Here is a 26,983-nt window from a genome sequence, read left to right as displayed (position 1 = left end):
TGGTGGTGGTGTGGTCTAACCACACTGTAGGCCATGTGGACAGACCACATCAACTACTATTCGACTATGCGAACGCACCAACTTGTCCTGGAATGGATCGAGAACCAACTCGCCAGCGGAGAACTGGCACTCGGCGGCCGGCTCCCCGGCGAGCGGGCCATGGCCGAGCAATTGCAGGTCTCCCGCACGTCCGTCCGTGAAGCCGTGCGGATCCTGGAAGCCATGGGGGTGGTCCGCGCCGGCGTGGGGTCCGGAAAGGACGCAGGCACCATCGTGATCGCTGAACCGGGGTCGGCGTTGGGGTCCACCCTTCGCCTGCACGTGGCCACCAGGCACCTGCCGGTCCCGGACATCGTGGAAACGAGGGTGCTCCTGGAATCCTGGGCAGCGGAGCGGGCCCGGCCGGGGTTAGCGGCACTCGACGACGCCGCGGAGCTTCTCGAGCAAATGGAGAACGCCCCGGACGTCGACACTTTCCTGGCCCTGGACTCCCGGTTCCACGTCGCCCTGGCTGAGGCGGCGGGCAACGCCGTCGTCAGTGCCATGATGGCGTCCCTGCGCGGCGCCATAGAAAACTACGCCGGCGAACTGACAGGAAACCTGCCCGATTGGAACGCCACTTCGGCGCGGCTTCGGGCGGAGCACCGCGCCATCCTTGAGGCGGTCAACGCGAACGACGGCGGCCGGGCAGCGGAGCTGGTGGCCGCGCACATCAGGGGCTTCTACGCGGAGGCAGGTGTGGGCTCGGCGCCCTCACCGAAGTGACAGTTTTACCCGGTGGGATTGCTCTTAACTGCCAACCCGCGGGGCAGGAGTGGGCGTGAGTGCAGGGGCCGCGGTGCTTTTGCGGATTTCAATCCGGGGCTCGAACTCATCCTGCGGTTGGCTGAGGGCTTCGGCCGATTGCTGGATCTGTTCGCGCATGCGCCGCCAGGCAAGGCTGCCGAGTTCGTTGATGGGCACAGCGGCCGTTGTGAGCGGGGGAGTGGTGTACTTGGCGAACGGGATGTCGTCGAAGCCGGTGACCGAGATGTCTTCCGGGACCCGGATGCCGCGTTCGTGCAGGCCGCTGAGCAAGCCCATGGCGACGAGGTCGTTGAATGCCAGAATGCCGGTAGCGCCGCTGGCGATGATGGCGTCCGTGGACTCGTGTCCGGAATCGAAGTTGGAACCGCCGTGGAGCATCTGCAGCTCGATTTCCGGGTGTTCCCTCCGGAACTTGTCCAGGCCCACCAGGCGCTGCCGGTTCGATGCGCTGTGTTCGGGACCGGAAAGGAAGGCCAGGCGCTTGTGCCCCAGTGAAACCAGGTGTTTGGCCAGCTCCTGGATGCCTTCCCCGTAGTCGACGCTCAGGCTGGGGGTATTGGTGGTGATGGTGGTCCGGTTGATGAGGACCAGGGGATGGAGCGTGGGAGCCAACTCTTCGAGTTCGGCATCCGCCATGCGTGGCGCGCAAAGAACAACTCCGTCGCAGCGCCGGCGTGCTTCTCCGGCCAGGATGGCTTCTTCGCTGGTTACTTCGGATGAATCGGCGATCAGGACCCTGTAACCGTCCTGGGCTGCTGCGATGCTGAGTCCGCGCAGGATGGCTTGGAAGGTCGGGTTGGCAAGGTCGGGCACCACGATGCCGATGGTATCGGTCTTTCCCAGTGCCAGGCTTCGGCCAACGGGGTTCGGCTGGTACTTCAATTCCGCTGCCGCAGCACGGACCCGCTCTGCGATTCCGGGGTCCACTGCTGCGTTGCCGTTCATGACGCGCGACACGGTGGCGTGGGAGACGCCTGCCTTTTCCGCGACGTCGGCAATGCCAACGCGCCTGTTGGTATTCCTGCGTGCCATGGTGCCCCTTCCGGTTGGCCGACCGCGTGCTGCTCCGTCCTTGGAGCGATGGTTGACGCGACCGCCAGTGTCTTGATACAAAGCTTATAACGCTCTGAGAAAACGCTTTCTCATGATTCTTCCCAGATCAAGCCGGGCCGTCAAGCGGTTCATTCCTGCCTTTGGAAAGGGGCATTTCCCCATGGTCAACGTCGACACCGCCGAGACCCAACCAGTCGCTGCTGCGGCATCCCCGAACACCTCCGCCCACCGGACCAGGATCGCCCTCATCGGCACCGGTGGCCGCTCCGAAATGTACATCAGGGCCATCTACGGCCAGCACTCCGACGTGGCAGAACTCGTGGCGTTGTCCGACGTCAACCCGGGCCGTGTGGACTTCTACCAGGACCTTATCCAGGAGCTCGGCGCGCCGGCTCCGGTAGCATCCTTCGAGCCCGCCCGGCTCACGGAGTTCATCCAGGCCAACGGCATCGAGCGCGTCATCGTCACCACGCCTGACTACACGCATGCGGACTACATCGTCGAAGCGCTCGAGGCCGGTTCCGACGTCGTGGTTGAAAAGCCGCTCACCATTGATGTTGAAGGCTGCCGCCGCATCACCACCGCAGTGGCCGAAACCGGCCGCAACGTGGTGGTGACGTTCAACTACCGTTACTCGCCCCGCAACTCAGCGCTCAAGGAAATCATCCAGAGCGGCGTGATCGGCAAAGTGACGTCCATCGACTTCAGCTGGGTGCTGGACACCGTGCATGGCGCCGACTACTTCCGCCGCTGGCACCGCGATAAGAAGAACTCCGGCGGCCTCCTCATCCACAAGGCCTCCCACCACTTCGACCTCGTGAACTGGTGGATCGACGATGTCCCCGAGCGCGTCTTTGCCTCCGGCGGCCTTCGCTTCTACGGGGACAAGAACGCCAGCGAGCGCGGCCTCGGTGCCCGTCCGGAGCGCGGAACCGTGGACGGCCTGGAACGCGATCCCTTCCGTTTGGACCTCCGCGACGACGAACGGCTGAAGGCGCTGTACTACGACAACGAAAAGTTCGATGGGTACCGCCGTGACCAGGACGTGTTCACCGACGGCATCACCATCGAGGACAATCTTGCGCTGGTGGTGGACTACCAGGGCGGTCCGACCCTGAGCTATTCCCTGAATGCGCACAGCCCCTGGGAGGGCTACCGGGTGAGCGTCAACGGAACCGAGGGCCGCGCCGAGCTCGAAGTGGTAGAGCGCGCCGCCGTCGAATTCAGCACCGACAAGAAGACCGTGGTGGACCCGAGCGCTACCCCGGTTGAGGAGGAAGACGCGGTCCGGCGTAACGGGGAGCGCCTGGTGGTCCAGCGCCACTGGGAGCCCGCCTATGAAGTCCCGATCATCAATGGAGAGGGCGGCCACGGCGGCGGCGACAACCTGCTCCTCTCCGACCTTTTCAACGGACCCGGCGTGGACCCTTTGGGCCGACCGTCCGGCTACATCGATGGGCTCCGCTCCGTCTCGGTTGGCATTGCCGGCAACCAGTCCCTCGAAACCGACCTTCCTGTCCGCATCAGCGAGCTTGGCCTCGGGGCCGACCTCAGCCGCGGCCAGGGCTAAAGCTTCTTTGACAACAAGGACTAACCAATGAGCAGGATTTTCGTCACCGGCGGTTCCGGCCGGCTTGGCCGCAGCGTCGTCGCCGGACTCGCGGCCGCCGGACATGAGGTGTTTTCGGTCGACCGGGACGCCATCCCCGCAGAGCAGTTGCCCGCCGGCGCAGTGCAGTACACCGCCGACCTTCTGGCGCCGGGGGAAGCCGAACGGCTGATTCGCGAGACGGCGCCGGACGCTGTCATCCACCTCGCGGCCATCGCTGTCCCCTTTAGCGCTCCTGAGGACGTCATCTTCAGCACCAACACGCGGCTCGCGTTCGCCGTCATCAGCGCAGCAACAGAAGTTGGCGTTCGCCGGATCGTCACGGCCAGCAGCCCCACCGCCTTGGGCTACGGCTGCCCGGAAGGCTGGCTGCCGCCGTCGTTCCCGCTGGACGAAAACACGCCGGCAACACCCTGGAACGCGTACGCGCTGTCCAAGCTGATCGCCGAGCAAACAATCCGGATGTTTGCCGCCGCCCAGGGGGACAAGATCCGCTACGCGGCGTTCCGCCCCTGCTACGTCATTTCGCCTGAGGAGTGGGAAGGCGCGCTGACTCAGCAGGGCCACACCGTACGCGAGCGGTTGGCGGATCCGTCGCTGTCCGCTCCCGCACTGTTCAACTACGTTGACGCGAGGGATGTTGCTGATTTCCTGGATGCGCTCCTGGTGAAGATGGACTCCATTCCGAACGGGCAGACGTTCTTCGTGGGGGCCAAGGATGCCTTGGCTGCCGCGCCACTGTCGGAGCTGCTGCCGCAGTTCCTGCCCGGCAGCGGCCCGCTCACGGAACACCTCACGGGGACCAGTCCAGCGTTCTCCATCGAGAAGGCACGCACCCTTCTGGGCTGGGAACCGAAGCGGAGCTGGCGCACCGAACTCACCCCGCCTTTTGACGGCGCAGACACAGCAGTACTCAAGGACGAGAACAACCGCGGGCTTGTGCCTGCGGGCGCAACCAGCAAGGAGACAGCATGAATTTCGACGGCGTACTTTTCTTCCCCGTCACACCCTTCGCCGAAGACGGCTCAGTTGATGTGGAGCTTTTGAAGGAACACATCGGTTCACGGCTGCCGTTTGGTCCGGGCGGTGTGTTCCCAGCATGCGGCACGGGCGAATTCCATGCCCTTTCCCTCGATGAGATCCGCACCGTGGTGACTGCCGCCGTCGAGGTCGTTGCCGGCGCGGTTCCGGTCGTCGCCGGTGCGGGAGGCCCGCTGGGCCACGCGATCGCCGCTGCGAAGGTGGCCGGGGAAGCCGGCGCCGACGCACTCCTGGTGTTGCCTCCGTACCTGGTCTCCGGGCCGACGGACGGCGTAGTGGCTTACGTTGAGGCCGTCGCCGCTGCCAGCAGCCTTCCCGTCATTGTCTACCACCGCGGCACGGCGAAGTTCACCGCGGCAGCCATGACCCGCCTGACCGCCAACCCCAAGGTTGTGGGCTTCAAGGACGGGATCGGCGACGTTGGCCTTGCCCAGGAAATTGTGTCTGCCATCAACGCCAGCGGCCGCAAGGACTTCGCATTGTTCAACGGACTCCTCACCGCGGAACTCACCCAGGGCGCTTACCGGGGACTGGGCATCCCGCTGTACTCCTCGGCTGCCTTTGCCATGGCTCCGGAGATTGCCAAGGCCTACTATGACGCCTACGTCGCCGGCGACGAAGACCGCCGCAATGCGTTGCTTGAGGGGTTCTACGCACCCCTGGTCCGGCTCCGCGACCAGACCCCAGGCTTTGGTGTCTCCCTCATCAAGGCCGGACTCCGCCTCGCCGGGCTTCCCGTTGGTTCCGTCCGCCCGCCGCTGGTTGATCCCACCGAAGAGCAGCTGCTGGAGCTCAAGGCGATCCTGGCCAAGGGTCACGAGCTGGCCGGCAGCTGATGACTGCGAGGATCACCGGACTCTCCACGCGGCTTATCACCGTTCCGCTGCTGCGCAGCTGGGGAACCGAGGCGCCGGAGAACCACGTGATTGTCACCGAACTGTCCACGGACGACGGCGGCAGGGGCCACGGTTTCTCCTGGACACCTACCATTGGTCCCCACGCTGTAAAGGCCCTGCTGGACCACGACATTGCTCCCTTTATTTCCGGTGTGGAAGCCAACCCGGAAATCGTGTGGGACCAGTTGTGGAAACGGCTCCACGAAGCCGGCGGGGGAGGGCTGACCACCATCGCGATGGCCGGCGTGGACCTCGCCCTGTGGGACCTCCTGGCACGGCAATCCGGCACCTCCATCACCGGGTTCCTTGGCCAGAGGCAGGAATCCGTAGAGGTTTACGGCTCCGGGGTGAACCTGCACTACACGCTGGAGCAGTTGGTGGAGCAGGCCCAACGGTGGGTGGCGGCCGGACACAACGCAGTCAAGATCAAGGTTGGCAAGCCCGAGCTGCGGGAGGACGCCGAACGGGTGGCTGCTGTCCGGGAAGTGATCGGCCCGGACCGCCTGCTCATGATCGACGCCAACCAACGGTGGGACCTGGCCCATACCTTCAGGGCCTTGGATGCCCTGGCCGGCTATGGCCTGGAATGGCTGGAGGAACCGATCCGTGCAGACGATCTTTGGGCCTACCGGAGGCTGCGCAAGCACTCGCCGGTGCCCATAGCCTTGGGGGAGAACGTCCACACGATCTATCGCTTCAGGGATTTCATCGAGGCAGAAGCCGTGGACATCATCCAGCCGAACATTGTCCGCGTGGGCGGCATTACCCCGTTCCGGAGGATCGTCGAACTAGCCCGGGCCAACAGCATCAGGGTTGCCCCGCACCTTCTGCCCGAGTTGTCCGGCCAACTGGCACTGACCATGGCAGAAGCGGTCAAGGTCGAAGACGTCGAGGATGCTTCGTTCGCACAATTGGGCATCCTGGCCGGATCATCGCCCATCCATATCCGCAACAGCAGGCTCAGTTCCGGGGGGCGTCCCGGGCTCGGCTTCGATTTCGGTTCCATGACGCCCGCAAGCGAGAGCTCCGAAAACAAAGGAATGCACATTGAGTACAGCAACTCTTGACCTGACGGCGGTCACGCAAGCAGCGGCAGCCGCCGCCAAAGTGACCGCAGCAGCTTCCGACGCCGAACGCGCCACCTGGTTGACCGCCGTCGCCGACGCGCTGGACGCGAACGTGAACGAACTCGTGGCCATTGCCGATTCCGAAACCAGTCTCGGCACAGTCCGCCTGGCGGGGGAAGTGGCGCGGACCAGCGGGCAGCTGCGGTTGTTCGCCAAGGTGATCACCGAGGGCTCGTACCTCGAAGCGGTCATTGACCATGCCGATCCGGGCGCCACCCCGCCCAAGCCAGACCTGCGCCGCATCCTCAGGCCGGTTGGCCCCGTAGCCGTGTTCTCGGCGTCGAACTTTCCGTTCGCGTTCTCCGTGGCAGGCGGAGACACCGCCTCAGCGCTCGCCGTCGGCTGCCCCGTGATCGTGAAGGCCCACTCCGGGCACCTTCGCCTCTCCGAGCGGACCGCGGAAATCGTCAGCGAGGCGCTCGTGGGAGCAGGCGCGCCGGAGGGTATCTTCGCGCTGGTCAGCGGACGGGAAGCCGGCACTGCCCTGGTCCAGGATCCCGCCATCAAGGCCGTCGGCTTCACGGGTTCCATTCCCGGCGGGCGCGCACTGTTCGACCTCGCTGTTTCGCGCCCGGACCCCATTCCGTTCTACGGGGAACTGGGCAGCCTGAACCCCGTGGTTATCACGGAAGCGGCAGTGGCCGAACGGGGCGAGGAACTCGCCGCGGGCCTTGGAAGTTCCTTCACCATGGGTGCCGGCCAGTTCTGCACCAAACCGGGACTCGTCTTCATCCCAGCCGGCACCGTCTTCGCCGCGCACCTGGCCGAAGCCAGCAAGGACAAGCCCGCAGCAGCGATGCTGACCGAACGCATCGCGGAAGCGTTCCCGCACGGGCTGCGGGGCGTCGCCGAGTTGCCCGGCGTCACGCTGGTCAGCGGAACCGCTGAGCAGGATGCGCTTGCCGACGGCGCCGCCCCCGTGGTTTTCGCGACCACCGCGGCGAACGTGGTGGAGCGGCCGGAGGAGCTGCTGGAGGAGTGCTTCGGCCCCACCACGCTGCTCATCGAGTACGCCAACCAGGATGAGTTGTCGCAGGCCCTCGCCAAGGTACCCGGCAGCCTGACCGCCACTGTCCACTCCCAGCCGGGCGAGGACATCTCCGCTTTGGTGGAGCAACTGAGTGAACTCGCCGGGCGTGTGCTGTTCGCGGGGTGGCCTACCGGCGTCGCGGTGAACTGGGCCCAGCAGCACGGGGGCCCCTACCCGGCCACCACCTCCCTCTTCACCTCGGTGGGAGCCACGGCTGTGCGCCGGTTCCAGCGGCCTGTTGCCTACCAGGACGCTCCCGAAAGCATCCTGCACCCCGCCCTGCACGAGTCCAACCCGCTCGGCGTCCCGCGCCGGGTGGACGGCGTGCTCCAGCTTGGCTAAAGCACCCAACTGAATCGCAGTTAAGCGCGTTTTCAGCCGTCAGAACGCGCTTAACTGCTACTTACTTGGGCGGGGGAACGCAAAAAGTGGCGGGTCACCTTCCGGTGGCCCGCCACTTTTGCGTCGTCGCGTTGGGTGCCTACGGACGCAGCGTCAACGGACGACGGCGGCCGTCCACTTCCGTTGTGGGCCACCGCTCGTCCATGGTGAGGATATTGAGTCCGCTGTCAGTGAGCAGCACCGTATCCTCGATCTTCACCCCGGGGCCCGAGGGGTTCCACGTGAAGGGCTGGTTCAGCACGATGGTGTCCGTCACCGCGGAGGTGACCCGTGGATCCCGGCCGGCGTAGCCCGCGGGGCCGCCCTGGTGGTGCAGCGTCCACTGCTCGGGTCCGAAGCCGTGACGTTCGTAGGCCTGCTGGATCTCCGTGAAAACCTCATTCAGCCGTACCCCGGGGACGGTCGCGCGGAAGATATCTGCCTCAACTGCGGCGATTCGGGCCTCTGCGTCCAACTCCGCAGGGCTGCCGGCGTCGAAGGCCACCCACCGGGTCACATTGGCCACCAGGCCATCACGTCGAGCGCAGACCACGGCCATCGCCCGCCGCCCGATGGGGGAATGGGTGGCCAGGGGGTGCCGGAAATCGCTTCGCCCGGCACCGTTGCAGAGCAGGACCAACGGCTCGGCCCCCGCGGCCACCACGCGGGCAGCGAGGCGGGAAACGAGTTCAAACTCCGTGGTGTCAGGGGTCGCTTCGCCCAGGACATCAGTCATCGCTGCGGCGGCATCGGCAGACAAGGCAGCGTAGCGGGCTGCCTCCGCAGGGAGGAGTTGCTGCCGGGCAGCCCGCAATTCCGCGGTGACGTCCCCTTCCAGCAGCGGGTTCCCGTCCGGGGCCAGGCCGGCGGCTGTGGCGTGCAGCGGTCCGTGCCAAGGAACGGTATGCAGGCTCACGTCCGCGGGCAGTTCCTCGGCAGCGATCCGTCCTGCTTCATTATTGAACGTGACCAAGTGGTCGCCCGTCCGGTCAACCAGCAGGGCGGCGATGGGGTCACCGGCCAGGCTGATGTGCACCCGGCTGCCATCCAGGTACCAGGTCAGGGCGGTGTTGCTTGTCAGCAGCAGGGCGTCCCGGCCGGAGGCGTCGAGGATGTCCAGGACGCGGCGGCGTTTGATGGCACGGTCGGCGGCGTTGCCGGGTGCCGTGCGGGACGCGGTAATGGTGCGGGTGGTCTGCGTTTGAGCGGTCATGCCGTTTCCCCCAAAGTTGCGATGAGTTGGTCAATGTCTTGTGAAGCCAGGAAGCCGTCGGCGATCAGGACCGAGACGGTGCGGTGGATGGGCTTGCCGGGTTCCACGGCCACGGGGGATTCCCAGGCAAGGGAGAGCCCCACGCCCGGGTAGCCCGAGTGCCGGACGAACCAGGGGTCGGGAGCCTGCGGGGACGCCCGGAACACGAGCGTTGCCGGGTGGCCCAGAGATTCAGCGCCATGCACGCCTGCCGGACTTCCGGCGTCGAACGTTCCCGACCAGGCCAGCCACGGCGCAACGCTGCCATGGACGGCATCCTCACCCCGCGCGTCAGCAGTCCAGATGGTGGCGTCCGCAACCTTGGGCAGGCGCCAGAAGAATCCACCGTAGCCGCCTTGCGGCCTGCCGTTCGAACCCGGGCTGCCCAGCAGCACCGTCCCGTCCGTGGCCGTCTGAAGCGTGAAGTCCAGCGTCAGTTGCCAGATGGACTGCCCGACGGCGGACCAGCGCCACTCGCGCTGCTCGCCGATCAGACGCGTGCCGTCCGGGCCAACCCAGCTCAACTGTTCCAACCGCCTGCCGTCGCCGTGGTCAACCGATTCGGTGACGATCCGGCCATGATCCTTGCGCCAGACGTAGGCGCCGGCGTCACGGGTGTACGTGCGGCCGCCCCAGAAATTGATGCCGTTCACGTCCTGCACGGCTACTCCCGCGCCGAGATGCCAGACGTGGTCCGCCGGGACGTGATCGGTCACCACCGTGCCCGCCAGGGTGCTGACGGGATGCAGGTAGGGCCGCGGCGATGACGTGGGCCGGATGCTGCTGCCGTCCTGGAAGACGGCCACCGTGGTTCCATCAATGCTTGCGGCAGGACGGGTTGCGGGGGACGCCCACGGGGCACCGAGCTCGGCAAAGGTTGCCTGCCCGAGTGCGGCGCGCCGGATCCACGACCCGATGTCGTGGACAACAGCGTGGGCATCATCGCCTTCACCCACCCAGGTGACGTGGGCCGGGTCGATGAGCCGCGGCGCCTCGGCGGTCCGGATGGCCTCCAGCACCGCCACGTAGGCCCCGGTTTTGGCGAGGGGACTGAGCAGGTCCTCCTCGGAGCGGGCTGTGATGAGGTTCTCCAGCAAGTCCGTCCGGGCGAAGTCCTGGATCCTTGTTCCCTCCGGAGACGTGATCTCCACGCGGTCCTCGGTGTAGGAGAACGTGAGTTGTCCCAGCGTTCCGTACACCGTGACGGCGGGGGCAGTCTGCACGGGCGCGCAGAGGGTCAGGGCGCACGTGAGCACGGTCCCGGCGGTGGCCACCCGGACCACCGTGGTGTCGTCGCTCTCGGTGTCGTTTGCCCTGTAGAGGTCGGTGTCCACGGACCGGACATCGGTCACCGTCTCCGCTCCGGCGAGGCGCAGCCCCGTCGCAACCGCATGGGCGAGTGCGTTGGTCGCAACGCCATCCACCACGTCCACTCCGTCCAGGCGGCGCTTTCCTGCCCAGCGGGAGCGCTTGAAATAGGCCTTGGTGCGCAGCCATTCCCCCGTGGTGCTGATGCCCCGTACCTCGCCGATCGCGCCCGTTTCCACGAGGTTCCGGATTGCAGGCACGGCGTGCGAACCCAGGCTCTGGAAACCCACTTGCACAAGCTTTCCCGCCGCACGCGCTGCGGCCAGGACTTCTTCGTAATGCGCCATGGACGCCACGGGAGGCTTCTCGAGGTAGACATTCGCGCCGGCCGCCAGGGCTTTGAGGGCCAAGGGGGCGTGGGTTTGGATGGGGGTGGAAATGATGACGACGTCGGGTGTCATGTCAGTGCCGTAAGCGGCCAGGAGGGCCTCGAGCGAGTCAAAGACGTCCACTCCTGCGGGGAGCCGGCCATCGGCCGGCGGCACGGGATCGGCCACCGCCACGAGTTCCAGTTTGCCTGCCGAGCTCAGGCGGGCGATGTTGTCGAGGTGCCGTTCGCCGAAGCCGTGCACGCCCACCAACGCGATGCGGGGGAGGCGGCCGGGAGTCAGCGATGGTTCGGGCACGGTAGCGGGCAGGGTCATGGGGCCGTCCTAGCGGGATCAGTTGAAGGTGGGGTGGCATGGGGTCGTTTTTCGCGCAGCCCGGACGCGAGGAAAGCGGCAGCCTCGTCCTGCATGGCCGGGGTAAACACATGGGGCTCGTCCCAGAAGGTGCCGGTGTACCTGCCGGGCAGATGGTGGGAGAGGTACGAGTGCGCGTCTCGCATCCCCTGCTCGGGAAAGAGGCCGTCCCGAAGCGAATACTGCACCAATACGGACTCGGCCCGGGACCGGAGCGCGATGTCCGGCCACTCGCCCAGCTCCGCCAACCCGGGGGAGTGCAGCAGCCAGGAGTGGGCGTCCAGGTAGGCGGGCAGGAGCGAGGCAAAGGTGGTCATCATGCATGTGACGACGTAGCTGCGCACCAGCGGGCTGAGGCCGGCGAGGATCAAGGCCCGGCCGCCTCCGCCGGAGAACCCGATGCACCCCAGCCGCTCCGGATCCACTCCGGGAAGGCCGGCCAGCACATGGAGCGCGGAAAGGTCGTCGTGGGCCACGGTCCCGGCCACAGTGGTACCCATGAGGGCAGCGGCTTTGGCTACCGTTTCCTCGTGCGCCGCGGCCGCCTCGTTATACCGTTCTGCCGGTGAAGGTACGACGCCGGCCTCCCGCCACAGTGCCTCCTGTCCGGCAACGGCGTGCGCCGTTCGGTAGGGGAGCGGGTCAAGGGTGAAACCGCGGCTGCCCCACATGAAGGCATCGTGGGCCAGGACCGCGAAGCCCTGCTGGGCGAGCCAGGTTGCCAGCGGACGTCCCCCGTACAATGTCGTCCGCAAGCCCGCTGGCACGGGGCCGGGCTGATGCGCGGAGGAGGTTCCGCCGTCGGGCATTGCCACCAGCCGTTCGGCACCGTGGGATTTGATGCCGCCGTGGCAGTGCAGGGCAAGGACCCCGGGCAGGGGGCCCGAAGGTCCGGCGGGGCGCACGAACCACGCGGCGGTCCGGGGTCCAAAACCGGTCTGCCAGCCAAGGAGCGAGGTGACCACGCCGTCGTGTTCCACTTCCCGGTGCACCGTGTAATCGAGGTTCCCGCTGACGGCGGGGACGCCCAACGTCAGGGCAAGCTGCCGGGCTGCCGGCGAACTTCCCTCGAAGCCTGTACCCGGACCGGTGTTGCGCGCGGCGTAGTCCGGCCAATCTTCGTACCCGGCGATTGCGCCGGGGCGTTCCGCCGTTTCAGTCACCGGCATGGTGACGGGCCCTGGGGAACTGGGTTGATAGGAAACAATGGGAGTCCTGCTTCGCTGGGCGGAGGGTTTGCGAAACCGCACGCCGAGCTTCTTCAGCGTGGGGAAAACTTTGCATTGGCGCTACTAAGAAAACGCTTTCTCAAAAATTAGCAAAAGGCTGTACATGGGTCAAGAAAACGTTTACTTTGGTACGGAGCCGCTGAACGTCGGGATCGAAATCCCGGAAAATCAGAGGGCAGCGCCGGTTTTCTCCGGCGGTCCCGGAAGGCAGCAAGTCCCAGCACGAATTCCGTGGCAGGCCACGATGACCAAAGGAGACCACATGGCCGAAAAGCATCACCCTGAGGCGCCGTCGGGCGTTCAGGGTCTCGCAGGGAGGACGCAATGAGCGCGATTGGTGAACTCTCATCGATGACCCGACGCAAGGGTCCCATGACAAAGGAAGAGAAGAAGGCGAACGGCCGCGACAACAAGGCCGCCTACATCTTCCTTCTGCCCTGGTTGCTTGGCCTGGCGGTCATCACTGTTGGCCCCATGTTGATGTCGCTCTACCTGTCCTTCACGGACTACAACCTCTTGCAGCCGCCGGCCTGGGTTGGCTTGGACAACTTCGCCCGCATGTTCGGCGATGCGCGGCTCCATAACTCCCTGCGGGTCACCTTCACTTACGTCCTGGTGGGTGTTCCCCTGCAGCTGGCCGTGGCGCTGCTGATTGCGCTGGTCCTGGACAAGGGGCTGCGTGGTCTCCCGTTCTACCGCTCCATCTTCTACTTGCCCTCGCTCCTGGGTGGCTCGGTGGCCGTTGCCATCCTGTGGAAGCAGATCTTCGGCACCACCGGCCTGGTCAACCAGGTCCTTGCCATGATCGGCATCGAAGGCCCGGGCTGGATCTCTGACCCCAACACCGCACTAGGTTCGATCATCCTGCTGCACGTGTGGACCTTCGGCAGCCCCATGATCATCTTCCTGGCCGGCCTTCGGCAGATTCCGAACATGTACTACGAGGCTGCCGAAGTTGACGGTGCCACCACCATGCAGAAGTTCTGGCGGATCACCATTCCCATGCTGAGCCCGATCATCTTCTTCAACCTCGTGCTCCAGATCATTGGATCCTTCCAGTCGTTCACGCAGGCGTTCATCGTCTCCGGTGGCAATGGCGGTCCGTCGGACTCCACCATGTTCTTCACGCTGTACCTGTACCAGAAGGGCTTTGGCCAGTTCGACATGGGCTACGCCTCAGCGATGGCCTGGTTCCTGCTGGTCATCATCGGTGCCTTCACGGCCATCAACTTCATCGCTTCAAAGTATTGGGTGTTCTACGATGACTAAAACTCAGACCCTGCCTCCCGCATCCGGTTCTTCCGCCGACAAGCCCGGCAAGACCCCGCGCCGCCGTGAATCACCCGGAGGCCTTGCCTTCAGCCGGAGCGCACGCGTCAAAGGACTCATCAAGCACGCCATCCTGATCCTGGTGGGTGGCATCATGATCTACCCGCTGCTGTGGATGGTGGTCTCCTCCCTGCGGCCCAACGACCTCATCTTCCGCGAGCCCGGCCTCTGGCTGCAGAACCTGGAGATGAGCAACTACACGGACGGTTGGTCTGCGCTGACTCACCCGTTCGGCCACTACATGGTCAACTCGGCGATCGTGGTGCTGGGCTCGATCATCGGCAACCTGATTTCGTGCTCCATGGCGGCGTACGCGTTCGCAAGGCTTCAGTTCACGGGCAAGAAGCTCTTCTTCGGCATCATGTTGTTGACCATCATGCTGCCGTTCCACGTGGTGATCGTTCCGCAGTACATCCTGTTCTCCCAGATCGGATGGGTGAACACGTTCTGGCCGCTCATCGTTCCCAAGCTGCTGGCAACGGACGCGTTCTTCGTCTTCCTGATGGTCCAGTTCATCCGCGGTATTCCGAAGGAGCTTGACGAGGCTGCCAGGATCGACGGCGCCGGTCACCCGAGGATCTTCCTCCGCGTCATCCTTCCCTTGATGGTCCCGGCCCTGGCCACCACCACCATCTTCACGTTCATCTGGACGTGGAACGACTTCTTCAGCGCGCTGATCTACCTGACGGATCCGGACATGTTCACGGTTCCTGTTGCCCTCCGCGCGTTCGTGGACTCGCAGTCCGCCACCAGCTGGGGATCGCTGTTCGCGATGTCCATCGTGTCCCTGCTTCCCGTTTTCCTGGTGTTCCTGTTCGGCCAGCGGTTCCTGATCAAAGGCATCGCCACCACGGGCATCAAGTAGACCAATCAGGCGCCCCGCCTGCGGGGAGGGACCGGTATGCGCCGGCTCCTCCCATGCAATCCAGCCAGCAAGAAATACTTGTCACACAAGCTTGTGACTTATATCATAAATTCAATGAGAAAACGCTTTCTCACCACAGTGGATCAAAGAGGATCGGAGACTACAGTGCCGTTATTTCCAAAGGGTGGAGCAGTCGCCCGCGCAGCATCGCCGGAGACGCGCGCGCAGGAGCCCAAGGCCAGGAAGTCCGGGCGCAAACTTCGCGCCTCCGCCATTATCGCAGCCACGGCGGCAGCCGTCCTGGCCCTCAGCGCCTGTGGTGGAGGGTCGGAGGCCAAGAGTGCCGACGGCAAGGTGGAGCTTCGCTTCTCCTGGTGGGGAGGGGACAAGCGCGCACAGCTGACCCAGGAAGCCATCAAGGCCTTCGAAGCGGAGAACCCGAATATCACCATCAAGGCTGAATACGGCGACTGGTCCGGCTACTGGGACAAGCTCGCCACGCAGGTGGCGGCCAACGACGCCCCGGACATCATCCAGATGGACGAAAAGTACATCACCGAATACTCCAGCCGTGGCGCGTTGCTTGACCTCTCCAAGTACCAGATCGATACTTCCAAGCTCGATGAAGCGGCCCTGAATGCGGGCAAGGGTCCCAAGGGCCTCACCGGCATTGCCGCCGGCATCAACGCAGCAACCATCCTCGCGAACCCGGCCGTTTTCAAGGCCGCCGGCGTGGAGCTCCCGGATGACAAGACCTGGACCTGGGATGACTTCGAGCGCATCGCCGCCGAGGTTACCGAGAAGTCCCCCAAGGGCACCTACGGTGCAGCAGCCTACGGCACTGACGAAGCGTCGCTCGGCGTGTGGCTGCGCCAAAACGGCAAGTCCCTCTACACCGAAGACGGCAAGCTCGGCTTCGAGCCGTCCGACATCGCCGGCTACTGGGACAACCTGAAGAAGTTGAGCGAGAAGAAGGCTGTACCGTCGGCGTCGGAAATCATCGAAGCTGAAGCCGCGCCGCTTGACCAGAGCGGACTGGCAACCGGCAAGAACGGCATGGCCTTCTGGTGGTCCAACCAGCTGCCCGCCTTGGAGAAGGCTTCCGGCGGCGAACTGGAGATCCTCCGCTTCCCGTCCAAGACCGGCAGGGCTGAGGATGTTGGGCTCTGGTACAAGGCTTCACAGTTCTGGTCTGCCTCATCGCGGACCAAGCACCCCGAAGAGGCCGCCAAGTTCATCGACTTCCTGACCAACAACGTCAAGGCCGGCGAGATCCTCCTGGCTGACCGCGGTGTGTACCCGAACTCGGATGTCCGCGAGGCGATCAAGACCAAGCTGGCTCCCGCGGACACCAAGGTGGTGGACTTCATCAGCGAGATCCAGCCGGAGCTCGGTGAAGCTCCCGCCGCTCCGCCGAAGGGCGCCGGTGCCATCCAGGAGATCATCAAGCGCTACACCTCAGAGGTCCTGTTCAACAGGCTCTCCACCGAGGAAGCGGGCAAGAAGGCTTCGGATGAAATGAAGTCCGCGATCGGGGCCTAGCTCCACCGCATCCCTCAGCGCACTTCCCTCAGCGCCCCGGGTGAATCGTAAAGATTCGCCCGGGGCGCTTTCGCGTCCCCAGCCCCAACCAGGTCGCATTAGAGCGCGTTGAGAACGTTCAGAACGCGCCCTGCTGCGACCTGCTTGGGTCAGTCTTCGGCAATGACAGCCACGGCTCCGGCAGGCACAACGCCCGTGAAGCGCTGGCCGCCCAGCAACTCCACGCCGTCGGACTTCACCGCCACGTCCTCCCGGCTGTGGTTGATGGCGAACAGGAAGTTGCGGCCGTCCGCGGAGCGGCGGCGGACAAGCTCGACGGCGGCAGAAGCTTCCGCTGCCGAGGTCACCTTTGCCTCCTCCAGCAAGCGCGCGGTGAGTGCATCGACGCCGTCCGCATCCGGGAGGGTCGCGAGGTACCACGCCGAGCCGGCGCCCGTGGCCCGGCGTGTCACGGCAGGTACGCCCTCGAGCGGGTAGTGCGTGAACGTGGAAAGGACCTCGGTGGCTTCGAGCGCCTGTACCTGTTCGCTCCACACCGAGCCGGCAGTTCCATCGCTCAAGGTCACCGGCGTGCCGGGGAAGAGCGGGTGGAACTCCTCGGTCCGGATTCCCAGCAGTTCCCGGAACGCGCCCGGGTAGCCGCCCAACCGGATGTGATCGCGTTCGTCCACGATCCCGCTGAAGTAGCTGATGAGGACGGTTGCTCCGTCGCTTGCTGCGGCGGCGACGGACCCGGCGGCTTCGTCCGTAACCGAGTACAGCGTGCAAACGAGGATGAGGTCGTAACCGCCCAGGTCCGCGGAGGGGTGGACAAAGTCGACGGTCACGCCGCGGAGGTACAGGGCGCGGTGGAATGCCCGCATTGTGTCCAGGTATTTGACGCCTTGGCTGGGGTGCGAGTCGAGCTCGGAAGCCCACCAGGCCTCGTAATCGAAGACGATGGCAACGTGCGAATCAACGCGCGAACCCTTGACCGGCTCCAGTCTGCGCAGGGCGTCCCCGAGGTCCACCACGTTGCGCCAGACCTGGGTGTTGCGGCCGCCGTGCGGCACCATGGCCGAGTGGAATTTCTCCGAACCGGCCTTGCTTTGGCGCCATTGGAAGAACATGACGGCGTCCGCTCCGCGCGCGACGTGGGCCAGTGAGTTGCGCAGCATTTCGCCGGGCATCTTGGGTTGGTTGTAAGGCTGCCAGTTCACGGCCGACGTCGAATGTTCCATGAGGATCCATGGGTTGCCGCCGGCGACGCCGCGGGTCAGGTCGGCGCTGAAGGCGAGTTCGATTTCCCGTTCGGGATCGGCGGCCACCAGGTAGTGGTCGTTGGCGATGACATCCATGTCCTTGGCCCAGTCGAAGTAGTCCAGGGTTTTGGTTGCGCTGGAGACCATGAAGTTGGTGGTTGCCGGGACATCGGGGGTGACCTCGCGAAGAACAGCCAGCAGCTCGCGGTAGTAGTCCATGAAGGCCCGGGAGTTGAAGCGTGCGAAGTCCAGTTGCTGGCCCGGGTTGAGCGTGGTGGGGGCCAGGCCCGGCGGGATGATCTCGTCGAAGGATGCGTAGTGCTGGGACCAGAAGGCTGTGCCCCACGCTTCGTTCAACGCATCGATGCTGCCGTAGCGGCGCTCAAGCCACAGGCGGAAAGCGGCTGCATCCTCCTCGCCGTAGAACTCGCCGACGTGGCAGCCGAGTTCGTTGTCGACGTGCCACAGTGCCAGCGCCGGGTGGTCCTTGTAGCGTTCGGCGATGACCCGCGTCATGGTTGTGGCGTACCGGCGGTACACCGACGACGACGGCGAGTAGTGCCGTCGCGAGCCCCGTTCCAGCCGGGTTCCTTCCGCAGTGACGGGAAGGATTTCGGGATGCTTGCGGGCAAGCCATGCCGGGGGAGAAGCGGTGGCGGTGGCCAGGGCAACCTTGATGCCCGCGCCGTGGAGATTGTCCAGGACATCATCAAGCCACGCGAAGTCGTAATTGCCTTCGCTTGGCTCAAGGAGGCCCCAGGAAAAGATGGCAACGCTCAGCAGGTTGACGCCGGCCTCTTTCATCAGATCGATGTCTTCGAGCCGGACGTGTTCGGGCCACTGTTCGGGGTTGTAGTCACCGCCGTACCCAAGCCCGGGGACGCTGCTCCAAACGGACGGACCGCGTGGTGTTTCAGGTGAAAGCAAGGGGACTCCTTCGTCGATTCTGCGGTGCTGACAGGGATATGCGGGGCATGGTGCGGCCGGAAACCTGAAAACCACCCTTCTTGGAAAACGCTTGCCCAGATCTCCGATTGGGGCTATTGTATCGTTTCAGAAAGAGTGTAAGCGAGATCACTGCCACGTTGGACGGATCACATGGGGCTTGCACCGACTGAGCAAGGAGGCTCTCATGATCAACAGAAGGAATTTCCTCACCACGGTGGCCATGGGCGCGGCATCGGCTGCGTTCCTCGCCGCCTGCGGGCAGTCTTCGTCGGCGGGACAGACCGGTTCTGCCGAGAATCCGGTGACCATCACCTACACGTGGTGGGGCAACGACGACCGTGCGGAGCGCACCCGCAAGGCCATAGCGCTGTTCGAGTCCAAGAACCCGGACATCAAGGTCAACGGCAACTTCACCGACTTCAACGGGTACTGGCAAAAGCGTGCCACGGAAGCCGCAGGCGGCGGTTTGCCGGACGTCATGCAGTGGGATTTGTCCTACCTGCGCGACTACGGCCAGCGCAACCAGCTCCTGGACCTCAGCACGGTCAAGATCAACACCGATGCCTTTGACAAGTCCCTTCTTCCCTCCGGGCAGATCCGCGGCAAGACCTTCGGCATCCCCACCAGCACCAACGCCTTCGCCGTCTACTACGACCCCGCAAAGCTCAAGTCCCTGGGCATCGCGGAACCGGACGGCAGCTGGAACTACAAGGAATTCAACGCCTTCCTCACGGAGGTCGGTTCCAAGGGCAACGGCACGCTGTTCGGAGGTACCGACTACACCGGGGTGTGGTGGAACTTCAACATCTGGCTGCGTCAGAACAACATCCAGGCCTTCACCGATGAAGGCAAACTGGGCTTCTCCAAGGACGACCTGAAGAAGTGGTGGAACCTGGCCGCCGACCTCCGCGGCACCGGGGCCATTGTGGGCGAGGACAAGGTGACCCAGTTGCTGCCGAAGTCTCCCTTTGGCTCCAATGTCACGGCAACCGAGGTCACGTGGGACAACTTCATGGCCGGATACCTCGCTGACAGCGGCGCCAAGGAACTGAAACTGGTTCCTGTCCCGTCGGACGATCCGGACAACCTGGGGCTCTTCCTCAAGCCCTCCATGCTCATGGTTGCCAGCGCGAAGACCAAGTACAAGGACGCAGCCGCCCGCTTCATCGACTTCATGGTCAACGACCCCGAGGTGGGGCAGATCTTCAAGACCTCCCGCGGTGTTCCGGCGTCGAAGACCCAGCGCGACGGCACCACGTTCGAAGGCACGGACAAGCTGGTGGTGGATTACGAGAAGTCCATCGAGAAGTACCTCAAAGATGCTCCCGAGCCGCCGATCGTCGGTTTCGGCACCTTGGAGACTTCCTTCAAGCGCATCAGTTCTGAACTGAACTACGGCAAGCTGACCGTGGACAGTGCCGCAGACGCGTGGTTCAAGGAAGCCGAAGACCTCATCAAGCAGAACGCCTGATACAGGCTTTCCCCAACCAACGGACGTAACTCGTGACTCAAAGCCCAACCCTGAGCAGGCGCCCCCGGACGTCCGCCGCCCCGCAACCGCGCAAGTCGCGGCGGCGCGGCGCGGATGCCCGCGCCGGCTACACGTTCCTTTTGCCCTGGTTGCTCGGATTCATCGCCCTCACCGTAGGGCCCATGATTTCCTCGCTCTACCTCTCCTTTACCAACTACAACCTCTTCGAAGCTCCCAAGTGGATAGGTTTTGACAATTACGCCACCCTTTTCCAGGACGAGCGCTTCCTGCAATCGGTGGGAGTAACCCTGAGCTACGTGGTCTTCGGTACCCCGTTGAAGCTCGCAGCCGCTTTGGCGATCGCCATGCTGCTCAACAGCAAGCGCAAGGGCCAGGGCTTCTACCGTTCAGCGTTCTACGCTCCCTCCCTGATCGGCGCGTCGGTCTCGATCGCCATCGTCTGGAAAGCCATGTTCGGTGACTCGGGACCCGTGGATCAGGGGTTGTCCTTCTTCGGGATCAACCTGGGCGGCTGGGTGGGCAACCCTTCCATGACGATGCCCATGATGATCCTGCTCACCGTCTGGCAGTTCGGTGCTCCGATGGTTATCTTCCTGGCCGGCCTCAAGCAGATCCCGGCGGATCTCTATGAGGCAGCGTCCATGGACGGTGCCGGGCCGGTGCGGAAGTTCTTCAACATCACTTGGCCCATGCTGTCGCCGGTGATCTTCTTCAACCTGCTGATGGAAACCATCCACGCGTTCCAGATCTTCGCCTCGGCCTACATCATCTCCAACGGTGAAGGCGGGCCTGCCGGCTCCACCCTCTTCTACACGCTCTACCTTTACCTGCGCGGCTTCAGCGATTTCCGGATGGGCTACGCTTCGGCGATGGCCTGGCTCCTGGTGATCGTGGTCGGCGTGATCACGCTGATCTTCTTCAAGACGTCCAAGCAGTGGGTCCACTACAGCGGTGATTCAAAATGACAACAACGGCAACTCCCATGCAGTCGGCATCTGCGCCCGCACCGGCTCCCGCCTACAACCCAAAGTCGGAATCCGGAACGGCAAAGCGCGTCAAGAGCATCATCTTCCACGTTGTTGCCCTGGCGCTGGTAGCGATCGTGCTGTATCCGGCTTTGTGGATGATTGCCTCATCCTTCAAGCCCAATTCGGAGATCGGCGGCGGCAACACAGCCCTGTGGTCCGCCAACTTCAGCTTCGACAACTTCATCACCGCCATGGACGGGATCGGCGGGGTCAGCACGCTGACGTTCTTCACCAACTCGTTGGTCCTGGCCGTCGGGGCGGTGGTGGGGACCATCCTCTCCGCCAGTGTTTCCGCCTACGCGTTCGCCCGGATCAACTTCCCGGGGCGCGGCTTGTTCTTCGGCATGATGATTGCCACCCTTCTGCTGCCCTTCCACGTGGTGATCATTCCGCAGTACATCGTGTTCCAGCAGCTGGGACTGGTGGATACGTACGTGCCGTTGCTGATCGGCAAGTTCCTCGCAGCCGATGCCTTCTTCGTCTTCCTGATGGTGCAGTTCATGCGGAACCTGCCTGCTGAACTGGACGAAGCAGCGCGCATCGACGGTGCCGGGCATGTGCGGATCTTCGGCTCGATCATGCTCCCGCTGATGAAGCCGGCACTGATTTCCACGTCCATCTTCTCCTTCATCTGGAGCTGGAACGACTTCCTGGGTCCGCTGCTGTACCTCAACACCCCGGAAAAGTATCCGCTCCCGCTCGCCTTGCGGTTGTTCGTGGACCAGACACAGTCCTCCGACTACGGCGCAATGATTGCCATGTCGGTCCTCGCCCTGCTGCCGGTGCTGGTGTTCTTCCTGATCTTCCAGCGCTACATCGTCGAAGGCGTTTCAACCCAAGGCCTCAAGGGCTAGGAGAAGGCACATGAGCATCATGGACACCACTGGACAGTCTTCGGACAAGCCGGGCATCCCGGTCAACCGCTTTGCCCTCTTTTCCGAAGCCATCCTCGCCGGCGTCATAGTGCTCCTGTTGTCCCTGCCGTTGGTGACGTTGCCCGCGGCCTATGCTGCCGGCGTCGCGCACCTCGAGAGGCACCTCAGCGGCAGGGACGATTCCCTCAAGACCCTGTGGCGGAACTTCCGCCTGGCACTGCCCGGCAGCTGGAAGTTCGGGATCACGACGGCGGCAGCCGGCGTCGTGATTGTCCTGAACCTGCTGCTCGCACTGGTGGGGCAACTGCCGGGACGCTCGCTGATCCTGCCGGCGACAGTCGCGCTGGCCGCCGTGGGCGCCGTCCTGCTGCTGAGGATCGCCGCGGGTTGGAGCGGCCGGGAAGAGATTGCAGGCCGGGACCGCTGGGTAGCCGCGTACTCGAACGCCAAGGAAGAAATGCTGCGCGACTGGTCGGGCACGCTGTTGCTGCTTGCAGCGATGGGCATGGCCGTGGTGTTCGTGTGGATGCTTCAGGCGCTCTTTGTGATTGTCCCCGGAACGCTCGTCCTCGCCGCAGCCGCCATCAAGATCCGATCCCGCTCATAGGAGCTGACCCCAGCCTTGCCGCCGCGCCCGTTTTCCCAGCGCTTCACTTCCCGACGTCCTGCTCCAACCGATCCTGATCCGGAGACGTGGCACTACCCGCTCCGGCAGCACAACTACCGCATCTTCGTTGCACTGACGCTGGCCGGCAGCGGCGGCGTCTGGATGCAGCGGCTCGCGCAGGATTGGCTGGTCCTGCAACTGACCGGAAGCCCCGCAGCGGTGGGGCTGGCCGTGGCACTCCAATTCCTGCCCATGCTGGTGGTGGGTCCGCTCAGCGGCGTGCTGGTGGATCTCTTTCCCAAACGCCGGATCCTGTTGGCCTGCCAATCGGTGGCAACGGTGCTGGCAGCGGGACTGGCCGCTTGGAGCGCAACCGGCGGAACCGACGTCGGGGTTGTCTACGCCAGCTGCATCATCCTTGGCGTCACCACCGCCATCGACGGGCCTGCGCGGCAGGTCTTCGTCAACGAGGTAGTCGGGGACCGGGGCCTGCCCGCAGCGATCGGGCTCAACAGCGCCATAGGACAACTCGGCGCAATGCTGGGGCCCGCCCTTGCCGGCGTCGTGATCGCCCAGGCCGGACCGGCGGCGGCGTTTGCGGCCAATGCGGGTGTTGGGGTCGCGGTCCTGGTCATGATTGTGGCGATTCGTCCCGCAGAGTTGCACCATGGTGCCGACAACCACAACCCGCTCCCGCGCACCAACGGCAGGGGGCAGATCCTGGCCGGCTTCCATTTTGTGTGTGCCCGTCCGCCGCTCCTCCTCACCATGATCCTGGCCGGTCTGATGGGTGCGTTCGGAATGAACGGGCCCGTGGTGCTGGCCGCGTTCGCTGACCGGGTGTGGCACAGCGGGCCCGCGGGCTTCGGCCTCTTCAACACGGTCAGCGCCTTGGGAGCGTTGACGGGGGCGTTGCTGGCTACACGGATCAAACGCTTCGGCCGCAAGGGAATCGTGGCCAGCGCCGGACTGTTCGGCCTGTCCCAGTTGCTGGCAGCCTTGATGCCCACCCAGGAATCATTCGTTGTGATGCTGGTGGTGGTGGGCTTTATGACCCTGTTGTTCCTGACAAGTGCCGCTACTGCGGTGCAACTTGAGGCAGGATCACACGTCCGGGGCAGGGTGCTGGCACTGTACTTTCCCCTCCTGCTGGGTGGGCATGCCGTGGGCGGCTTGCTGGCCGGATGGCTGACGGAGGAGTTCGGCGTTCGCACCGGACTGGTGGTCACGGGCGGATTGGGGATGGCCTCCGCCGTGGTGGTTGCCGTGTTGCTGCGCAGGCGCTCGCGAGCCTAGGCGACCAAGCCTTCGATCTCCTCTGGCGTGAGCGTTCCATCGCTGATCCAGACTGTGATGGTGCGGCTCAGGCTCTGGCCTGCAGCGAGGTCCACCGGTGAATCCCAGGCCAAGGCTGAACCCACCGCCGGGTATTGGTTGAGGCGCACGAACCACGGATCCGTGGACTCGGCGGGCGCGCCGAACACCAGAGTCGCCGGGCCGCCGTCGAAATCCCCGGTCCACGCCAGCCACGGCGCCACCGTACCGTGCACGTCAGGTTCGCCCTCGGCTGTGGAGGAGAAGACGCGGGCCGAACCGTTGGCGGGCAACCGCCAGAAGAAACCGCCGTAGCCGCTGCCGGCGGCGCCGTGCGAGCCCGGGCTGCCCAAGGAGCAATCAACGACGCCGGTCAGTTCGGTCCGGATGTCCAGTCGCCACGTGCGGTGGTCAATGGAAGTACGTGCAAAGCTCCGTTCTTCCCGGAGGAGAGTGGAACCGTCCGCGGCGATCCATTGCAGGGCCAGCGTGGTCTTGTCCGGTCCTCGATCGATGCTTTGGATGGCGATCCGGCCGTGGTCCTCGAGGTCCACGTACCTGCCGGCGCTGCGACGGTAGCTGCGGCCGCCCCAAAAATTGGTGCCATTGACGTCCTGGAGGGCGAACCCGGCGCCGAGATGCCACGCGTGGTCCACGGGCATGTGGTCGGTAACAACTGTTCCCGCAAGCGTGGAGACCGGGTGCAGGTAGGGCCGCGGTGAGAGCTCGTTCCAGAGCGTTGAACCGCGTTGCAGGGAGGCCTCCGTGGAATCCGTGAACAGCGGCTCTGTGCCGGTCGAATCCCGGCAGGCCCAGGAGACCCCGAGCTCGGAGAACGTGGCGTGGGCTTTTGTGGCCCGTTCCAGGATCTCTTCGATCCCGGGAAGTACCGCGTGGGCCTGTTGGCCCGTTCCCACCCAGTTCACTGCATCGGACGGGATGGCGGTTGGTGGTTCAGCTGTTCGGATGGCTTCCAGGACCTTCATGAAGGCGCCGCTGTGATCCAGCGGGCTCAGGAGCGGGGTGCCTTCGGAAAGATGGCTCAGGAGGTTCTCCGTCAGGTCGTCCCGTCCGAACTCCCGTGTTGCTTCGCCGGCCTCGGTGTGGACGGTCACGCGGTCCTCGGTGTAGTGGAACACCGCGGTTCCTTCAGTGCCGTGCAGGGTGACGTACGGTTCCACCGATTCTGAAGCGCAGAGCGTCAGGGCACAGGTGATCGGCAGCCCCTGGATGGTGCGCATGCGGATCACGGAGGTGTCGTCCGCTTCAATGTCGTTGGCCCGGTAAAGGTCGGTATCCACCGACTCCAGGTCGGCTGCGGTGCGGGCCCCGGCGATCCGCAGTGCCGTGGCAATGGCGTGGGCCAACGGGTTGGTTGCAACGCCATCCACCACGTCCACGCCATCCAGGCTACGTTTTCCGGCCCATCGTGACCGGGCGTAGTAGGCCCGGTCGCGCACCCAGCGGCCGGTAGCCGATATCCCTTTGAGCCTGCCGATCGACGGGAAGTCTGCGGTTGCTTCACCCTTGGCGAGCTGCTCCAGCGCCTTGAGGGCGTGGGAGCCAAGGCTCTGGAAGCCGATCTGGACACTCTTGCCGGCTTTCCCGGCAGCCTCCTGCAGGTGGAGGAAGTCCTTCATGGAAGCAACGGGAGGTTTCTCAAGGTAGAGGTGGGCCGAGGAAGCCAGCACGGACAAAGCAAGTGGTGCATGGGTCTGGATGGGGGTGGCAACAATGACGATGTCCGGCCTGTGGTCCGCGGCCAGAAGTGTGTCCAGGTCCGGATAGACAGCCGTTGTGCCGGGCAGGGTGCCTGCGGCGGGCGGGTTGGGGTCGGCCACGGCAACGAGGTCCACCAGCTTTTCGCCGCTGAGCCGCTCCAGGTTGTGCAGGTGGTGTTCGCCGAATCCGTGGACGCCAACCAGTGCAACCCGGGCAGTTCCGGAGGAGGCGGCGGGCACCTTCACAGACGAGGTTGGCGAATCGGTTGACGGCGTGCCCATGGGTCTCCTCTGGCGGTTCACAACAGCGGGCTGGACGAGGGGCGGATGACGCCATCGCCACGTCCGGAGTTGGTTCGGGCCTTCAGGTTATCGCCTCGGTGCCGGTCGCGGCAAGCGCTTTCCCGTAGGCGACCCTTGGAGCTGCACTGAAGCGACCTAGAAGATGTAACGATTCAAACAAGCCCTTGACCGGCATAGCGGGACGCGGCTAGATTGCCTGAAACCGTTTACTTTGTGATGCCGCACACGCGGCTGCCAATTCTGCAACGATGGAGAAAGGGGGGGTTTCCATGCCGTCTGGCGGACTCGGATTCCGGGCTTACACCTTCTTCGACACACTTCTCTGGATCGCCTGCCTCAACATTTTCTGGCTCACTTTCACCCTTCTGGGCGGGGTGGTCCTGGGTGTAGGTCCAAGCACAGCGGCTGCGCACATTCTGGTGCGCGACCGGGTTCGAGGAAACGCGGCGCCGCTGCTGAAGCGATTTGCGCGCGAGTACTTCAAGAACTTCCTCAAAGGGAATCTGCTGGGCGTTCCGGTGCTGTTGGTTGCCGCTGCCTTGTTCCTGAACTGGAGCTACTTCTCGGCCGGCTGGGACCTTGGATCGCAGGTGGCATCCATGGCCGTTCTCCTGCTGGTCCTGTTCGCTGCGGGCGCCCTCTGCCACCTCTTCCCGATGTTTGCCCGCTACGAGCTGACCATTCCCCAGTACTTCCTGATGTCTTCGCGCTTCGCCATGCGCCACCTGGCCGGGACGGCCATCCTGCTCTTTATGACGGTGGCCGCCGCGTTCGCGTGCCGCCAGGTTCCGGGGCTCATTCCGTTCTTCGGGGTCGGCGCCTGGCTGTACGTCACGGGCTGGTTGTGCGACCGCTTCTTCACAGCCAATGACGACGCCGTTGCCCAGGGAAGCGCGGCCGCTGATGGTGCCGCTGAGGTGCTGGCGCCGCCGGCCGCTTCCGGAGCAGCGTCACGTGTGACCGCTGCCCGGCCGGCTCTTGTTGCCACCGCCACCGCCGTGCCGGCAAACAAGGAGGCCAGCCTTGCGTGACCTTGGTCCCGAAGTGCCGGTAATGCGGCCTGATTTGCACCGGGCCCTCGATGTCGCGTCTTGGGATGCCGTGGGTGCAGCTCCCTCGCCTGTCCCGCCTGGGCAAGCCATCCCCGGCCGGTCGCCAGGAGGGGATCTGAACACTCTGTCCGGCTCTGGCGGCGACATTAATGAAACGTATCAAATTTTGGTGAGTACGCAGCTGTGGACC

21 protein-coding genes are annotated in these 26,983 nt (G+C 64.5%); 15 read left to right on the top strand and 6 right to left on the bottom strand.

Features of this window, described 5'->3' with window-relative positions; all coding sequences use genetic code 11:
• Nucleotides 1–66 precede the first annotated feature (66 nt).
• A complete protein-coding gene (locus AUR_RS06105) occupies nt 67–765 on the top strand; it encodes a FadR/GntR family transcriptional regulator (protein WP_062097831.1) in 699 nt (232 codons plus the stop codon).
• 24 nt (nt 766–789) lie between these two features.
• Here AUR_RS06105 and AUR_RS06100 read toward each other — a convergent pair whose 3' ends face one another.
• Complete coding sequence (locus tag AUR_RS06100) at nt 790–1,839, bottom strand: LacI family DNA-binding transcriptional regulator (protein WP_062097829.1); 1,050 nt, start codon at nt 1,837–1,839, stop codon at nt 790–792.
• A 181-nt stretch (nt 1,840–2,020) separates the two neighbouring features.
• Here AUR_RS06100 and AUR_RS06095 point away from each other — a divergent pair, with 181 nt between their 5' ends.
• The 5 genes from AUR_RS06095 to AUR_RS06075 are packed head-to-tail and all read left to right on the top strand — an operon-like array spanning nt 2,021 to nt 7,905.
• Nucleotides 2,021–3,430: a Gfo/Idh/MocA family protein gene (locus AUR_RS06095; protein WP_062097827.1), complete on the top strand. Its 1,410-nt coding sequence runs from the start codon at nt 2,021–2,023 to the stop codon at nt 3,428–3,430.
• A gap of 27 nt (nt 3,431–3,457) precedes the next feature.
• Nucleotides 3,458–4,444 (top strand): NAD-dependent epimerase/dehydratase family protein, encoded by a 987-nt coding sequence (locus AUR_RS06090; RefSeq protein WP_062097825.1) that lies wholly within the window; start codon nt 3,458–3,460, stop codon nt 4,442–4,444.
• Nucleotides 4,441–5,346 carry a 5-dehydro-4-deoxyglucarate dehydratase gene (locus tag AUR_RS06085; RefSeq protein WP_062097823.1) on the top strand — a complete coding sequence of 302 codons (906 nt, stop codon included), beginning with the start codon at nt 4,441–4,443 and terminating at the stop codon, nt 5,344–5,346. Before AUR_RS06090 ends, AUR_RS06085 begins: the two co-directional genes overlap by 4 nt.
• Complete coding sequence (locus AUR_RS06080; protein WP_062097821.1) at nt 5,346–6,473, top strand: mandelate racemase/muconate lactonizing enzyme family protein; 1,128 nt, start codon at nt 5,346–5,348, stop codon at nt 6,471–6,473. Before AUR_RS06085 ends, AUR_RS06080 begins: the two co-directional genes overlap by 1 nt.
• A complete protein-coding gene (locus AUR_RS06075) occupies nt 6,454–7,905 on the top strand; it encodes an aldehyde dehydrogenase (NADP(+)) (RefSeq protein ID WP_062097820.1) in 1,452 nt (483 codons plus the stop codon). Before AUR_RS06080 ends, AUR_RS06075 begins: the two co-directional genes overlap by 20 nt.
• Nucleotides 7,906–8,044: 139 nt before the next feature.
• Here the strand turns inward: AUR_RS06075 and AUR_RS06070 are convergent, their stop codons facing one another.
• The 3 genes from AUR_RS06070 to AUR_RS06060 are packed head-to-tail and all read right to left on the bottom strand — an operon-like array spanning nt 8,045 to nt 12,416.
• Nucleotides 8,045–9,157 (bottom strand): M24 family metallopeptidase, encoded by a 1,113-nt coding sequence (locus AUR_RS06070; protein WP_062097819.1) that lies wholly within the window; start codon nt 9,155–9,157, stop codon nt 8,045–8,047.
• A complete protein-coding gene (locus AUR_RS06065) occupies nt 9,154–11,208 on the bottom strand; it encodes a DUF6807 family protein (protein ID WP_062097817.1) in 2,055 nt (684 codons plus the stop codon). The genes AUR_RS06070 and AUR_RS06065 overlap by 4 nt, the downstream gene beginning before the upstream one ends.
• Entirely contained in the window at nt 11,205–12,416 is a 1,212-nt protein-coding gene (locus AUR_RS06060; RefSeq protein ID WP_062097814.1) for an acetylxylan esterase, read from the bottom strand. Before AUR_RS06060 ends, AUR_RS06065 begins: the two co-directional genes overlap by 4 nt.
• Nucleotides 12,417–12,800: 384 nt before the next feature.
• On the opposite strand from AUR_RS06060, the gene AUR_RS06055 reads away from it, so the two are divergent.
• The 3 genes from AUR_RS06055 to AUR_RS06045 all read left to right on the top strand — a co-directional run bounded on the left by AUR_RS06055 (nt 12,801) and on the right by AUR_RS06045 (nt 16,212).
• Nucleotides 12,801–13,745 (top strand): carbohydrate ABC transporter permease, encoded by a 945-nt coding sequence (locus AUR_RS06055; RefSeq protein ID WP_021474328.1) that lies wholly within the window; start codon nt 12,801–12,803, stop codon nt 13,743–13,745.
• Nucleotides 13,738–14,670: a carbohydrate ABC transporter permease gene (locus AUR_RS06050; protein ID WP_021474329.1), complete on the top strand. Its 933-nt coding sequence runs from the start codon at nt 13,738–13,740 to the stop codon at nt 14,668–14,670. The genes AUR_RS06055 and AUR_RS06050 overlap by 8 nt, the downstream gene beginning before the upstream one ends.
• Nucleotides 14,671–14,835: 165 nt before the next feature.
• Nucleotides 14,836–16,212 carry an ABC transporter substrate-binding protein gene (locus AUR_RS06045; RefSeq protein ID WP_062097812.1) on the top strand — a complete coding sequence of 459 codons (1,377 nt, stop codon included), beginning with the start codon at nt 14,836–14,838 and terminating at the stop codon, nt 16,210–16,212.
• 149 nt (nt 16,213–16,361) lie between these two features.
• Here AUR_RS06045 and AUR_RS06040 read toward each other — a convergent pair whose 3' ends face one another.
• Complete coding sequence (locus tag AUR_RS06040) at nt 16,362–18,380, bottom strand: beta-galactosidase (RefSeq protein ID WP_062097810.1); 2,019 nt, start codon at nt 18,378–18,380, stop codon at nt 16,362–16,364.
• Between the two features lie 205 nt (nt 18,381–18,585).
• On the opposite strand from AUR_RS06040, the gene AUR_RS06035 reads away from it, so the two are divergent.
• From AUR_RS06035 to AUR_RS06015, 5 genes are read left to right on the top strand one after another with little or no spacing between them, the layout of a single operon-like run.
• The gene (locus tag AUR_RS06035) at nt 18,586–19,872 is read left to right on the top strand and encodes an ABC transporter substrate-binding protein (protein ID WP_021474332.1); all 1,287 of its coding nucleotides are present in this window, start codon (nt 18,586–18,588) and stop codon (nt 19,870–19,872) included.
• Nucleotides 19,873–19,904: 32 nt separating this feature from the next.
• A complete protein-coding gene (locus AUR_RS06030) occupies nt 19,905–20,858 on the top strand; it encodes a carbohydrate ABC transporter permease (protein WP_021474333.1) in 954 nt (317 codons plus the stop codon).
• Nucleotides 20,855–21,775, top strand: coding sequence for a carbohydrate ABC transporter permease (locus tag AUR_RS06025; RefSeq protein ID WP_031217162.1), 921 nt, complete (start codon nt 20,855–20,857; stop codon nt 21,773–21,775). The genes AUR_RS06030 and AUR_RS06025 overlap by 4 nt, the downstream gene beginning before the upstream one ends.
• A 10-nt stretch (nt 21,776–21,785) precedes the next feature.
• Nucleotides 21,786–22,403, top strand: coding sequence for a hypothetical protein (locus AUR_RS06020; protein ID WP_062097808.1), 618 nt, complete (start codon nt 21,786–21,788; stop codon nt 22,401–22,403).
• A 15-nt stretch (nt 22,404–22,418) separates the two neighbouring features.
• A complete protein-coding gene (locus tag AUR_RS06015) occupies nt 22,419–23,699 on the top strand; it encodes an MFS transporter (protein WP_079941201.1) in 1,281 nt (426 codons plus the stop codon).
• On the opposite strand, the gene AUR_RS06010 is transcribed toward AUR_RS06015, so the two are convergent.
• Nucleotides 23,696–25,720, bottom strand: a complete 2,025-nt coding sequence (locus tag AUR_RS06010; protein ID WP_062097806.1) for a DUF6807 family protein — start codon at nt 25,718–25,720, stop codon at nt 23,696–23,698. The two genes, AUR_RS06015 and AUR_RS06010, sit on opposite strands and share 4 nt — an antisense overlap.
• A gap of 290 nt (nt 25,721–26,010) precedes the next feature.
• Between AUR_RS06010 and AUR_RS06005 the strand changes: the two genes are divergently transcribed.
• Entirely contained in the window at nt 26,011–26,772 is a 762-nt protein-coding gene (locus tag AUR_RS06005; protein WP_082694564.1) for a YesL family protein, read from the top strand.
• The last annotated feature ends 211 nt before the right edge of the window (nt 26,773–26,983 follow it).

The organism is Paenarthrobacter ureafaciens (genome assembly GCF_004028095.1).
GTDB classification, from domain to species: Bacteria; Actinomycetota; Actinomycetes; order Actinomycetales; family Micrococcaceae; genus Arthrobacter; species Arthrobacter ureafaciens.
This window is presented reverse-complemented; position numbering and strand designations above follow the sequence as displayed.

Coding starts and splice junctions, on each gene's coding strand:
- AUR_RS06060 (WP_062097814.1), bottom strand. CDS start 12,416: ATGCCGGTGACTGAAACGGCGGAACGCCCCGGCGCAATCGCCGGGTAC.
- AUR_RS06105 (WP_062097831.1), top strand. CDS start 67: ATGCGAACGCACCAACTTGTCCTGGAATGGATCGAGAACCAACTCGCC.
- AUR_RS06050 (WP_021474329.1), top strand. CDS start 13,738: ATGACTAAAACTCAGACCCTGCCTCCCGCATCCGGTTCTTCCGCCGAC.
- AUR_RS06100 (WP_062097829.1), bottom strand. CDS start 1,839: ATGGCACGCAGGAATACCAACAGGCGCGTTGGCATTGCCGACGTCGCG.
- AUR_RS06010 (WP_062097806.1), bottom strand. CDS start 25,720: ATGGGCACGCCGTCAACCGATTCGCCAACCTCGTCTGTGAAGGTGCCC.
- AUR_RS06090 (WP_062097825.1), top strand. CDS start 3,458: ATGAGCAGGATTTTCGTCACCGGCGGTTCCGGCCGGCTTGGCCGCAGC.
- AUR_RS06005 (WP_082694564.1), top strand. CDS start 26,011: ATGCCGTCTGGCGGACTCGGATTCCGGGCTTACACCTTCTTCGACACA.
- AUR_RS06065 (WP_062097817.1), bottom strand. CDS start 11,208: ATGACCCTGCCCGCTACCGTGCCCGAACCATCGCTGACTCCCGGCCGC.
- AUR_RS06055 (WP_021474328.1), top strand. CDS start 12,801: ATGAGCGCGATTGGTGAACTCTCATCGATGACCCGACGCAAGGGTCCC.
- AUR_RS06020 (WP_062097808.1), top strand. CDS start 21,786: ATGAGCATCATGGACACCACTGGACAGTCTTCGGACAAGCCGGGCATC.
- AUR_RS06095 (WP_062097827.1), top strand. CDS start 2,021: ATGGTCAACGTCGACACCGCCGAGACCCAACCAGTCGCTGCTGCGGCA.
- AUR_RS06070 (WP_062097819.1), bottom strand. CDS start 9,157: ATGACCGCTCAAACGCAGACCACCCGCACCATTACCGCGTCCCGCACG.
- AUR_RS06025 (WP_031217162.1), top strand. CDS start 20,855: ATGACAACAACGGCAACTCCCATGCAGTCGGCATCTGCGCCCGCACCG.
- AUR_RS06085 (WP_062097823.1), top strand. CDS start 4,441: ATGAATTTCGACGGCGTACTTTTCTTCCCCGTCACACCCTTCGCCGAA.
- AUR_RS06080 (WP_062097821.1), top strand. CDS start 5,346: ATGACTGCGAGGATCACCGGACTCTCCACGCGGCTTATCACCGTTCCG.
- AUR_RS06035 (WP_021474332.1), top strand. CDS start 18,586: ATGATCAACAGAAGGAATTTCCTCACCACGGTGGCCATGGGCGCGGCA.